This is a genomic window from Nocardia sp. NPDC050712 (genome assembly GCF_040654295.1).
Lineage (GTDB): Bacteria > Actinomycetota > Actinomycetes > Mycobacteriales > Mycobacteriaceae > Nocardia.
The window spans coordinates 1,895,232-1,907,506 of sequence record NZ_JBFAHT010000001.1 but is presented as its reverse complement, the minus strand read 5'-3'; the positions used below and the strand labels follow the sequence as shown (position 1 = coordinate 1,907,506).

The window sequence follows — 12,275 nt, the reverse complement described above, 5'->3', positions numbered from 1 at the left end:
GGATCTCCTCTCACCGGACAACCGGTCGAACATAACCGGCGCCGTGGCGGCTCGCCAGGGCCCGTCCGGGAACCGAACGGGCGCTTAGCACTGCGGGCGGGTGCCGGGCCGGGCAGGATGGGCGGGATGGGTACGCGGGACAGCTATGACGAGATCGCCGGGGACTACGCCGTGCGGTTCGGTGCGGAGTTGCGGGACAAGCCGTTGGATCGGGCGTTGCTGCGGGTGTTCGCCGACACCGTCGGCGCGGAGGCGACGGTCGCCGACATCGGTTGCGGCCCCGGGCATGTGACCTGGTATCTCGATCATCTGGGGGCCCGCGCGACCGGGTTCGATCTGTCGCCGGGCATGATCGAGGTGGCGCGGGCGGCGCACCCGGAACTCGAGTTCCACGTCGGTGACATGCGCAAACTCGACGTCCCCGACGCCGCGTGGGGTGGGATCGTCGCGTTCTACTCGATCATTCATCTGCCGGCGGCCGAGCTGCCCGCCGCGTTCGCGGAGTTCCACCGGACGCTGCGCCCCGGCGGGCTGATCCTGCTGTCGTTCCACCTCGGCAGCGAGGTGCTGCACCTGGACGACATGCTCGGCCACCCGGTCGATCTGGACTTCCACTTCTTCGAGCGGCCGCAGATCGAGGCGCTGCTGGCCGAGGCCGGGTTCCTGATCGACGCGGCGGTCGAACGCCGCGCCTACCCCAGCGAGGTGGACACCCAGCGCGGGTATCTGCTCGCCCGCCGCAGCGACTGAGCCGCCGTCAGATCGGCGCGGACTGCCACCACCGGTCCCGCAGATCCTGCCCCGAGGTGCCGCCGTAGACGATCAGCTGGCACTTGCTGCGCCCGGAATCGTCGAAGAGGATCGACAGGGCTCCGGCCGGTTGGCCGGTCGGACTGGTGGTGTCGCGCCAGACGATGCGGCCGGTGCCGGAGAAGCGTTCCCAGCGCTCGTCACCCACGACGACGTCCCCGTCGTTGACGACCGCCCGGGTGTTGCGGCTGCCGTCGGCGTTGCACAGCGCGATGAGCAGATGCAGCGGCTCCTTGTCGCCGTTGCAGGACAGGCGGCTCTCCCCCTCGACCGGCGCGGTCAGGTCGACCGGGCGGCGGTCGGCGTCGATGGCGCTGCACCGCATGCCCTGATACCCGCTCGCCTGCGGGTTTCCCGGCAACAGGCCCGGGAAGGACCGGGCGATGAAGGCGTGGCTGCCCCAGGTGGCGGTGGCCGGGGTCGTGGTGACGGGTTCGGCCGCGGTCGTTGTCACCGTCGTCGCCGGTGCCGCCGTATCGGTCAGATCCCGTTGCCAGACAATGATTCCCGTGACAGCCAGGACAACCGCCAGGACGGCGGCAGCCAGCGCGACGGCCGGTCCGGTGCGGCGGCGGCGCGCCGGCGGCGGCGCGAGCGGATGGACCTGCCGGGTGACCTCGACGCCGCCGAAGGCGGCGGCCGCGGCGGCGGCCAGCGCACCGCACGAGCTGTAGCGCGTGTCGGGGTGCTTGGCCAGGGCGCGCGCGACGACCGCGTCGATGGCGGGCGGCAGGCCGGGACGCAGGTCCGTCGGCCGGGGCGGCGGGTCGTGCAGATGCGCCGCGATGATCGCCGCGGGTGTGCCGCGCGGGAACGGTTTGGCGCCGGTGAGCAGTTCGAACAGGGTGCAGCCCAGGGCGTAGATGTCGGCGCGATGATCCACCCGCGCGCCGGCCAGCTGTTCGGGGGCGGCGTAGGCGAGCGTCGCGAGCACCGAGCCCACCTCGGTCAGCGCGCTGGTCTCGCTGGTCGCCCGGCCGATCCCGAAATCGGTGACCAGCACGCGGTCGGGCCGCCCGTCCAGCGGTTCGATCATGATGTTGGCGGGCTTCACATCACGGTGCACCATGCCGTGGCGATGCGCCTCGTCCAAGCCGCGGGCCGCCTGGTCGACGATGTGCAGCACCCGCTCGACGGCCGGGGCGTTGCCGGACCGCACCAGCTGCGCGGCGTCGGCGCCGTCGACGTACTGCATGGCGATCCAGAGCCGGTCGCCCTCGACGCCGCGGTCGTGCACGGCAACGATATTGGGATGGTTGAGCCGGGCCGTCAGCTCGGCCTCCCGGATGAACCGCGCCTGGAATTCGGGGTCGGCGACCTCGAGCACCTTCACCGCGTCGCGGCGCGGCAGGCGCGGATGCCGGGCCAGGTACACGGTGCCCATGCCACCGCCGCCGAGCACGGCTTCGATCAGATACCCGGCGAACACGGTGCCGGGGCGTAGTTTCGTGGTCATCGCCTCACTCGCTGCGCACCAGCAGCACGTACTGCGCCGCGATCTTCTGATGGGCCAGCTTCAGCGTTCGGGCGAACACGATGGCGTTGTAGCGCCCGAACAGCACCCGGCAGGCGAAACGGTTGGCGTTCTTGATCTTCGTCAGCGACTCCACGCACCGCACGTCCGGCACCCCGACCGGGGTCGGCGCCGGCCGCAGGCCCGGGTCGTTGACCTCATAGGCGGTCTCGACGAAGCCCGCGCGCGCGTTCACCGCCCCGGCGTACCGGACCAGTTCATTGGTTCCGCTGCGGGCGAGTTGCATGGTGCCGGTCTTGGACGATTTCTCCCAGGGCCCGTAGCGGTGCGTGGCACGCGGTCCGTAGACGATGCCGGAGGTCCGGAAAACCGTGCGCCATCCGGCATTCTCGTCGCCCCGATCGGAGATCACCCGGGGCACCGGCCACACTCCGGGCACGTCGGGCAGCACCCGCGCCAGGAACCCCGCCTCGTCCAGCGGCAGCGTGGCCAACTTGTCCCGCGGCGTCGGCGTGAACTCGCGCAGCCGCGCCGTCTGCGCGGTGAACGCCGCCCGCGCCAGCGCGGTCAGCACGTTCAGATCCGGCGCGGTGTGCCCGGCGAGCAGGCTGATCACGAACGGCCCGTCGGCGAGGGTGGCCGCGAGCGTCGGCACGGTGGGCCGCCAATGCGCGAACGCGCCGGCGTGCTCCGGGAGCCGCACGGCGACGTTGTCGGGGCTCACCGCGGCGTCGACGGCATCGATGTCGGCCGCGGCGCGCTGCGCGGCCGCCGCGTCGGGGAAGCGCAGCAGCATCACCGTCAGCAGCCGCGCCCGGCCCACGGCGACATTGGCGGCCACGTCGGCATCCATGCCGCCCACCGAGAATCCGGCCAGCATGCCGTGCTTCTCCAGGACCGCGCGCACCGGCTGGGCCAGGAACCCGGCCTGGCCGGGCGTGGGGATGGGGACCGAGGCGGCGGTGCCGAGCCCGAAGGTCAGCGCGGGCTCCGCTTCGATCGGGTCGATCACCGCTTCGCCCATCCGCACCGATTCCAGCACCCGACCGTTGGCCTCGCTGTCGTTGCGCGGGGCGCGCAGCGGATCGACGCCGAACGGTCCGGTGTCCATCCGGGCCAGGTCGGGTTGTTCCGGGATCGGGTGGCCCGCAGCGGCGCACCCCGTCGCCAAGAACAGCACCGCCAGCGCCGCGGCCGCGGCCTGCCGTCCGAGATCAGAGCGGAGCATCGGGGAACCACCCATCGCGCAATTCGGTCGCCGGGCCGAAGCTGGTGAGCCGCAGGAAGCAGTGACTGCGCTGCGGATCGTCGAAATACACGTCCAGCCGGCCCATGGTCCTGGATTGGGCGCTCACGAAACTGCCCCAGCGCAGGTAGCCGCTTCCCGACGTGCGCGTCCAGCGCTGCTCGCCGGCGACCTGCCATCCGGTCCCCGGCTCGACGGCCATCTTGGACCGATCCGCCTTGCAGGTCGCCAACAGCACCACGATCGGCGCCTGGTCACCGAGGCAGCTCAGGCGACCGATGCGCGGCGCGATGCTCAGGTCGACGATCTCGAAACGGTCGGTCACCGGCGAGCATTCGTAGAGGTCCTGGTAGCCCATGCTGTCGATCGACGGCGGCAGCAGCTCGGGAAACGCGTCGACGATGAACGAATACGGTCCCCACAGCGCGTCTTTCAGCTCCGGAGAGCGGCTGCCGGAGGGGTTCGCCGTGGTCGGAGCGGCGGCCGGGGCGGTGTCGGAGGTCCGGGTCACCACGACGCCCACCACCAGCGCCACGATCAGCAGCAGCACCGCGCCGAGCAGCACCGCGCGCCAGGGCTTGGCACGCGCGGGCCGGGCCGGCTGGCCCGCCGCGGCCGCCGCGGCGGCCAGGTCCGCGCAATCCGCGTAGCCGCCGGTCAGCGCCCGTGCGAGCACGGCGTCGAAAGCCGTTGGCACCCAAGGGTTCACCTGAGTGGGCGGCGGGGGCAGCCGGCCCTCGGTCACCGCGCCGGGCGGAAAAGCCGGTGCGCCGGTGAGCATCTCGTACAGCACCGAACCCAGCGCACGCACGTCGGCGCGCGCTCCCTCGCCGCGCTCGGTCACCGCGTTCGCGCCCTCGTGCAGTCGAACGGTCGCGGCGTCCGTGCCGGAATCCGGAAGTCGCACCGTCTCGGTGTCGGAACCCGGTGCGCCCGAAGCATTCTCGGCAGACGCCGGTTCGGCACGCACCGCGACCAGATCGGGCGCGCCCGGCTGCTCGGCTACCCGGATATCGGAGACCCGCACGGTCGCCGCCGCCGCGCCGGCGCGGCGGCGTTCGTCGAGCACCCGCGCCGTTTCGGTGACGATGTGCACCGTGCGCGCCACGTCCAAGGTCCCGCGCGGGATCATCTCGGCGACGGTCAAGCCCTCATCGCTGTGCACCGTGCGGCTCCCCCCTGTTCACAGCGGCGCATCACGCCACCACCGATCGATCAGTTCCTGCCCCGACCCGCCGCCCCAGACCAGCAGGCTACAGAAATTCCGGGCGACGTCGTCGAATTCGACGCGCATCAAGCCCGCCTGCTTGCCGTCCGAATCGAGGGCATCGCCCCAGATCAGGCGGACCGGGCCCGCGGATCGCGTCATCCGCTGCTCGCCGGTGACCGTCATCTGCCCGGGACCGCTCGGCGGCAAGGTGGTGGGGGCCCGGTTCGCGTTGCAGCTCACCACGATCCATTCGACCGGATCCTGGTTGCCGGTGCACGACAGCCGCAGCACCGACCCGGATCGGTCGGTCAGGCTGATCTGTTTCATCTCGGCGTCCACCGGATAGCACCGGATCCCCTGGTACCCACCGCCGATCGGGTTGGCGGGCAGCAGGGTCGGCAGCGCGGCGGCGACATAGGCGTAATTGCCCCACGACACCGGGGAGACGGCTGCCGCCGTGCTGGAGGTCACCGGCACGCTGCTCGTGGTCGGCGCGGACCCGGTCGGGCCCGGATCACGGTCGCGCACAACGAGTCCCACGGCCAGCAGCCCGGCCAGCACCAGCGCGACGGCCACCACGGCGGCGATCGGGCGTCGGCGCCGCCGGACCGGCGGGCGCGGGCGGGCGCTGCCCCCGAACGCCGCGGCGGCCGCCGCCGCCAGCTCCCCGCACGATTCATACCGCCGATCCGGGTGCTTGGCCAGCGCCGTCGCGATCACGTCGTCGATCGCGGCGGGCAGCGCCGGCCGCACCGCCGACGCGCGCGGCGGCGGATCGTTGAGGTGCGCGTGCATCACCGCGACCGCGCTCGCGCGCGGGAACGGCTTCGCGCCGGTGAGCAGTTCGTAGAGCGTGCAGCCCAGCGCGTACACATCGGCGCGGTGATCGAGCGCGCCGGCCGTGATCTGCTCCGGCGCGGCGTAGGCCGGCGTCGCCAGCACCGCGCCCACGTCGGTCAGCGCCGCGCTGTCGGCGGCGCGGGCGATCCCGAAGTCGGTGACGTACACCCGATCCGGCGCGTCGGGCCGGACTTCCAGCAGCAGGTTCGCCGGTTTGACGTCGCGGTGCAGCAGCCCCGCGCCGTGCGCCGCGTCCAGGCCCGCCGCGGCTTCGGTGAGGATGTGCACGGCCACCGCCGGCGCCACGCCGCCGGGATGCGCCGCGATCAGCGCCGCGGCATCGGTGCCCGCGACGAACTGCATGGCGATCCAGAGCCGCCCGTGCTCGGCGCCCCGGTCGCGCACGGCCACGATGTTCGGATGATCCAGCCGGGCAACGAGTTCGGCCTCCCGGCCGAACCGCGTGCGGAACTCCGGGTCGGCGGCGTGCTCGCCCGAGAGCACCTTCACCGCGTCGTGGCGCGGCAACCGGGGATGCGCGGCCAGATACACCGTGCCCATACCGCCGCTGCCCAGCACCCGCTCGATCCGGTACCCGGCGAAAATCGTTCCGGGCGCGATCTTTTCCGCCATCGCGCTACCCGCCGTTCACCAGCAGGCCGTACTGCGCCGCCGCCTTCTGCTGCGCGTTCTTCGGCTCTTTGGCGAACAGGGTGACGAAGTAGCGGCCGTAGAGCACGCGGCAGACGTACCGGATCGACTCGGTGATGCCCTCCGCCGGGTCCAGCACGCAGCGGACATCGGCCAGTCCGGCCGGGCCGGCCACTCGCTGCCGCCCGTCCTCGGTGTCCTTGCGGCTCAATACCTCGAATGCCCGGCGGGCCCCGGCCGCGTCCGGAAACCGCGCCAGGACGTTCAAACCGTTGAACGCCAGCGCATCCACCGAACCCGGCAGATCGATGTAGAGCTGCGCGGCACGCGGACCCAGGACCACGCCACTCGGTTGCAGCGTCACCCCCCATCCCGCGTTCACACTGCGGGAAACCCCGATCACCGCCGGGTAGGGCCACCGGCTCGGCGCCTGCGGCACCATACGGCGCAGCAAGCCCTCCGGATCCAGCGGGAGGGTCGCCAGCTGCGCGCGGGGCGTCGCCACGAAATCCCGCAACCGGGACAGCTGTGCCGCGAAGGCCTTGCGTGCCAGGTCGGTCAGGACCGGCAGGTCCGGCGACCGATCACCGGTGAGCAGACTCACCACGTAGCTGTCCTGGGCCAGCGTCATCGCCAGCGTCGGGACACCCGGTCGCCAATGACCCAGTGCCGCCGGGTATTCCGGCAGCGTGACCGGCACGTTCTCCGGACTCACTCCGGCATCGGCGGCGTCGATCTCCCGGGCCGCCTTGGTCGCCGCCGCGGCGTCGGGAAAACGGAGCACGATCACGGTCAGGACGCGGGACTCGCCGACCACCGGTCCGCGCGAGCCCGGCTCGACATCCGCGCCGCCGATCGCGGCCCCGGCCAGCATGCCGTTGGTCTCCAGCACCGGGCGCACCGTCTCGGCGAGCAGTGTGGTCACCTTCGCGGGGGTCGGCATCGCGGCCAGACCGTTGGCGCCCGCCGCCTTCGTCAGCGCGCCGTCCACCTCGATCGGGTCGACGAGCACCTCGGCCAGCCGGGCCGATTCCAGGACCCGGCCGTACCGTTCACTGGTGTTGACCGGCGCCTCGAGCGGAACGACACTATAGGCGCCGACATCGAAGGTGGCCGGGTCGTCGAACTGCGGTTGCGGGGTGCCCGCGACGGTGCAGCCCGCGACCAGCGCCAGCGTCGGCAACGCCCACAACAAGTTACAGCGGCGCATCGGCCCACCACCGGTCGCGCAGGATCGTGCCGGTCGGGCCGGCGCCGATCACCCGGACCCGGCAGAAGTTCCGGGCCGGATCGTTGAAGTACACCTCGAGCACACCCCAGGTCTTGCCGTCGAGAAACGTGCCGGTGCCGGAATAGAGGTCGCTGCCCCAAAACACGTGCCCGCTGCCGGACCGGCGGGTCCACGACTGGTCACCCTCGACCTTCGCGAAGGAACGGTTCGGGCCCATCGGCGAGCGGTCGGCGTTGCAGTACACCTCCACCGACTCCGCCGGATCCCGGTCGCCGAGGCAGAACAGGTGCCCGACCGGCGCGGACGCGTCGAGGGAGATGGTGTCCGCGGTCGTGGCCAGGGGGTAGCACACCGCGAGATCCTGATAGCCCGTGCCGAACGGGAAGGCGGGCAGCAATTCCGGAAGGGCTTCGACCATATAGGCGTACGCACCCCACTGCGCCGGGTCGACGCTGTCGGCGACCGGCAGGTGCGGGCCCGCGACCGAGGGCGTCTCCCGGGCGCTCACGATCCAGCCCGCCCCCAGCAGCACGAGCACCAGCGCGAACGCGGCCGCCGCCAGCACGCCGCGCCACGCACGGCGCGGCGACCGGTCACCGTTCAGGGCCGCGGCGGCGGCCTCGGCAAGCGCACCGCAACTGTCGTAGCGGTCACTCGGCCGTTTGGCCATGGCCCGCGCGATCACCGCGTCGAAAGCCTTGGGCACCCGCGGATTTCGCGCCGACGGCCGCGGCGGCGGCTCGTGCAGATGCGCGTACATCGCGGAGCCGGGGCTGTTGCGCGGGAACGGGATCGTCCCGGCGAGCATGTGATAGAGGGTCGCGCCCAGCGCGTACACGTCCGCGCGCCGATCGACCGCCGCGCCGCTGATCTGCTCGGGCGCCGCGTAGGCCAGCGTGGCGGCGATCCCGCCCGCCCCGGCCAGCGTGGTGGAATCGTCGGCGGCCCTGGCGATTCCGAAATCGGTGACGAGCACCCGGTCCGGCCCGCCGGGCTGCGCCGCGACCAGCAGGTTCGCGGGCTTCACGTCGCGGTGCAGCAGTCCGGCCCGATGCAGCTCGTCCAGGCCCCGGGCCGCTTCGGTCAGGATGTGCACGGCGCGTGCGACATCCAGGACAGCGGGACCGCGGGTGATCAGCACCCCGACGTCGACGCCTTCGACGTACTGCATCGCAATCCATAGTCGGCCGTCCTGCTCGCCGCGGTCGCGCACGGCCACCAGATTCGGGTGCTGCAAGCGCGCGGCAACCTCGGCCTCCCGGAGAAACCGCGCGCGGAAATGCGGATCGCCGCTGCGCTCCTCGGAGAGGATCTTCACCGCGTCCACCCGGGGCAGGCGGGGATGGCGCGCCGAGTAGACGGTGCCCATGCCGCCCTTGCCGAGCTGTCGCTCGATGATATACCCACCGACGGTGGTGCCCTCTACACCGACCATCCGGGCCTCCCTTCCCGAACAGTCAGGTGCGCGACGGCGCAGTTCGCAAGCGCCGCACCGCAACCCGACTAGGCCAGGACTATAGCAGCGCGGACGGCATGGGACCGCAGAGTAATTGACCCGAGGCGGAGGCCAGCAACGTCCCGTCGCGGGTCCACACCCGGCTGCGGAAGCCGGCCAGCCCGGAATCCACGATGTCGCAGGAGGCCTCGGCGAGCAGCCACTCGTCGACCGGGCCGGCGCGATGGAACTGCACCGCGAGATCCAGGTTCGGGGCCAGCAGTTGTTCCCGGTGCGCGGCCAGCAGCGCCTGGTAGGGCGTCAGGTCGAGCAGGATCAGCTGGCGCGCGAGGTCGGCGGCGAGATCCTGGGAGCCCGGGCGGAACCGGAACCAGCCGCGCCATTCCGGCGCGCCCAGCGGGCGAAGGCTCCAATGGTCGTGCCAGACAGCGGGTCTGCCCTCGATGCTCTTCCACACCGAGGGCAGCGGCACGGTCAGCTCGTCCCAGGAGCGCAGCCCTTCCGGCGGTGGCGCCGCCGGCGCGCGGGCCACGTCGTGCCGGATGCCCGCGTCGAGCCCGTCGGCGACCAGCCACACCAGCGCGGCCAGGATCGGGCGGCCGGACTGGGTCATGGTGACCCGGATCGATTCCGCCCGCCGCCCCGCCCGCAGCGTGTCCGCGCGCAGTTCGACCGGCCCGAACTCGGCGACCGACAGGAACTGGCAGGCGGCCGAGGCGACCCGCGGCAGGCCGCCGTGCGCGCGCGCCGTTCGAACGGCAAGGGCCGCAAGGTAACCGCCGACCGGACCCCAGGCTTCCCAATCCGGCGACAGCGTCGCGGTGTAGTGCCCCGCAGCGCCCTCGACCGCGGTGTCGAGTCCCAAATCTCCCACCCGGCCAGGGTATTCCAGCGCGCGGGCCCGCGCCGATTCCCTCCGGGGAATCGCGCTCAGTTCAAGCGCAGCAGGCCCGGCCAGGTCTGCGACCACGGCCGCACCGGCCGCTCGCAGTGCCAGATCGTGACATCGCGGGTGATCCCGGGGAACCCGAGGCGGGAATCGGCCCGCCCGGCCGGAACCACCACGGCGAACATCCGGCGGAGCTCGTCCTCGTCGCCGCCGATCCACAGCACCGAGGTCGCCGAATCCGGCGGCGTGCCGAAGTAGCCGAAGCCCCGATTCGGGCTGTACACCGGCGGCAAGCCGTAGCGATCCCGCTCGATGTCGAGAGCCGAAGCCTGCCAATAGGAGTGGGCGATGAGCACGGTGCGCTCCCGCTCGGCCCGTGGCAGCCGCTGATAAGCGGTGGCGGTGGCGTCGCGCAGTTCGTTCCAGCCGAACTTGCCGTAGACCCCGATCGCCAGGCCCGCCTCCAGCTCACTGTCCACCGGGTCGATCGCGGACTCGGCCTGCCACGGCAGACTCCACAGCACGATCGCGGCCGACAGCGCGACCAGCACCAGCGCCCCGATCCGGCGCCGGCGCGCAGCGTCCCGGGTCCACCAGACGGCCCCGGCGGCCATCAGCGCCGCGTAGCAGCCCGCCGCGTAGTACGGCCGGCCGTTGGTGCCGACGAAGATCAGCACCAGAACCAGCGGCACCAGTCCGAGGAAACGGAAGCGGCGCAACGGGTCCCAGCGCAGCAGCGCCCAGATCCCGGCGATGAGCAGCACGCCGCCGAACAGGCCCGCCGAGGCGACGGCCAGCGGAATCCAGCTGTAGCGGCCGCCGATGGTCTCCTGCTCGGCGGCGACCGTCGCGCCCATCTCCAGCTGCGGCCAGCCGTGCGCGGCCTGCCACAGCAGCATCGGCACCGACACCGCCAGCACGAGCGCGCCGCCCAGCCACAGCGCCTTGCGCCGCAGCAGCTCCCGCGGCCCGAAGGCCAGCACGCCGATCGCGACGGCGACCCAGAAGAACGGAATCAGCCACTTCACCTGCATGTCCAGCGCGGTCACCAGGGCGGCCGCGAGCAGCAGGGCGTCCTGCCGGGTGCGGACCCAGCGGAGCACCAGCCAGCTGATCAGCACCCAGAGCGCGGTGTCGATCGTGTTGGTGGCCAGCTGTGTCCCCTGCACCAGCAGGAACGGCGAGGTCGCATACGCGGCCGCGGTCAGCACCTGCGCGCCGCGCGACCCACCGAACTCGCGCGCGATCTGGGCACTGAGCACGATCGCGGCCAGCGTCGCCAGCACCGCCGGAATACGCTGGGCCACCATCGATCCCGGCGCGAGCAGATCCATCGCGCGCGCGATCGCGGGCACCAGCGGGCCCTGATCGGCGTATCCCCAGGCCAGTCGCCGCCCGGCCGAGACGAAGTACAGCTCGTCGCCGAACCAGCCGTAGCGCCCCAGCGAGGCGAACAGCGCGACCGCCGCGACGGCGACGATCGCGCCGACGCCGGCGAACGCGAACGGCGGCCGTTCGCCATCGGCCGGCGCCGTCCGGGTTTCCAGCACTTCGGTCATTGCCGCTCGCCTTTCCGCGTCGCGATGTCGAACATCCGGCAGAGGTGCGCCGAGTAGGCGGCCACATCGAATTCCGGTTCCCGGGCCGCGCGCACGGCCGCGCCGTCGATGGCATCGCGCATCGACTGCGCCATCGGAGCCGGGTCGAATTCCGTGCCGAACTCCCCGAGTTGCTGCCCCCGGATCAGCCCCTCGATCAAGGGCTGGATGATCTCGTGCTCCCCGTCGGACGTGGCGAAGCGCGGATTGCCCTCGGCGTCGCGCAGATTCAGCACCACCTGGTGCAGCGCAGCAATGTAGGTGCGGTTCGCGTCGATGAATTCCAGATTCGTGGCGAGATAGGTGAGCAGCTGATCGCGCGCCGTCTCGACCGCCCCGATCTTGGGCCCCATGTACTCCCCCGCGGAGACGTAGAGCTGGATGACCAACTGCGCCATCAGATCGTCCTTGCCCGCGAAGTGGTAGGAGATCACGCCCTTGGAGATACCGGCCCGCTCCGCGATCCGCGCCAGCGCGGCGCCCGCGTAGCCGACCTCGGAGATCACCTCCACGGCCGCGGCGATGATCTGGCGGCGCCGGGCCTCCTCGATGAACGACCTTCGCCGGCCCTCCGTACTACTTTCTGACCGCACGGCCAAATTTTAACACGCACGGCCAGAAAATGTTCGAGAGAAGTCCCGCCCCGCAAACGCCGAAAGGCCGCGTCCCCCAGCGGGAAACGCGGCCTCCGAAGGTGTGGCGGCCTAGCCGGCGCTGCCGCTGATCAGCTGCGTAATCGTCTTGACCAGCACGTCGACAATGAAATCCGCTGCAGATCCGCTCATGATGGTGCTCCTCATCTTCTGTCGACCCACCCTTGCGGGCCGAGCAATGTGAAGCATGAATGATTCACAACCGTTTGATCGGCGA

General features: G+C 71.8%; 10 protein-coding genes. 1 reads left to right on the top strand and 9 read right to left on the bottom strand.

The window, feature by feature from the left end; all coding sequences use genetic code 11:
* The first annotated feature begins 126 nt into the window (after positions 1–126).
* A complete protein-coding gene (locus AB0H76_RS09185; RefSeq protein WP_357319597.1) occupies positions 127–750 on the top strand; it encodes a class I SAM-dependent methyltransferase in 624 nt (207 codons plus the stop codon).
* 7 nt (positions 751–757) lie between these two features.
* Here the strand turns inward: AB0H76_RS09185 and AB0H76_RS09180 are convergent, their stop codons facing one another.
* From AB0H76_RS09180 to AB0H76_RS09140, 9 genes are all read right to left on the bottom strand, one after another.
* Positions 758–2,266 carry a serine/threonine-protein kinase gene (locus tag AB0H76_RS09180; protein WP_357319594.1) on the bottom strand — a complete coding sequence of 503 codons (1,509 nt, stop codon included), beginning with the start codon at positions 2,264–2,266 and terminating at the stop codon, positions 758–760.
* A 4-nt stretch (positions 2,267–2,270) separates the two neighbouring features.
* A complete protein-coding gene (locus tag AB0H76_RS09175; protein WP_357319591.1) occupies positions 2,271–3,512 on the bottom strand; it encodes a hypothetical protein in 1,242 nt (413 codons plus the stop codon).
* Positions 3,499–4,695 carry a hypothetical protein gene (locus AB0H76_RS09170; RefSeq protein ID WP_357319588.1) on the bottom strand — a complete coding sequence of 399 codons (1,197 nt, stop codon included), beginning with the start codon at positions 4,693–4,695 and terminating at the stop codon, positions 3,499–3,501. The genes AB0H76_RS09175 and AB0H76_RS09170 overlap by 14 nt, the downstream gene beginning before the upstream one ends.
* A gap of 18 nt (positions 4,696–4,713) precedes the next feature.
* Positions 4,714–6,213 (bottom strand): serine/threonine-protein kinase, encoded by a 1,500-nt coding sequence (locus AB0H76_RS09165; RefSeq protein WP_357319585.1) that lies wholly within the window; start codon positions 6,211–6,213, stop codon positions 4,714–4,716.
* Positions 6,214–6,217: 4 nt separating this feature from the next.
* Positions 6,218–7,441: a hypothetical protein gene (locus tag AB0H76_RS09160; RefSeq protein WP_357319582.1), complete on the bottom strand. Its 1,224-nt coding sequence runs from the start codon at positions 7,439–7,441 to the stop codon at positions 6,218–6,220.
* Positions 7,428–8,897: a serine/threonine-protein kinase gene (locus AB0H76_RS09155; RefSeq protein WP_357319579.1), complete on the bottom strand. Its 1,470-nt coding sequence runs from the start codon at positions 8,895–8,897 to the stop codon at positions 7,428–7,430. Before AB0H76_RS09155 ends, AB0H76_RS09160 begins: the two co-directional genes overlap by 14 nt.
* A gap of 79 nt (positions 8,898–8,976) precedes the next feature.
* The gene (locus tag AB0H76_RS09150; RefSeq protein WP_357319576.1) at positions 8,977–9,792 is read right to left on the bottom strand and encodes a thioesterase family protein; all 816 of its coding nucleotides are present in this window, start codon (positions 9,790–9,792) and stop codon (positions 8,977–8,979) included.
* 56 nt (positions 9,793–9,848) lie between these two features.
* Positions 9,849–11,366, bottom strand: coding sequence for a glycosyltransferase family 39 protein (locus tag AB0H76_RS09145; RefSeq protein WP_357319574.1), 1,518 nt, complete (start codon positions 11,364–11,366; stop codon positions 9,849–9,851).
* The gene (locus AB0H76_RS09140; RefSeq protein ID WP_357319572.1) at positions 11,363–11,998 is read right to left on the bottom strand and encodes a helix-turn-helix domain-containing protein; all 636 of its coding nucleotides are present in this window, start codon (positions 11,996–11,998) and stop codon (positions 11,363–11,365) included. The genes AB0H76_RS09145 and AB0H76_RS09140 overlap by 4 nt, the downstream gene beginning before the upstream one ends.
* Between the last annotated feature and the right edge of the window lie 277 nt (positions 11,999–12,275).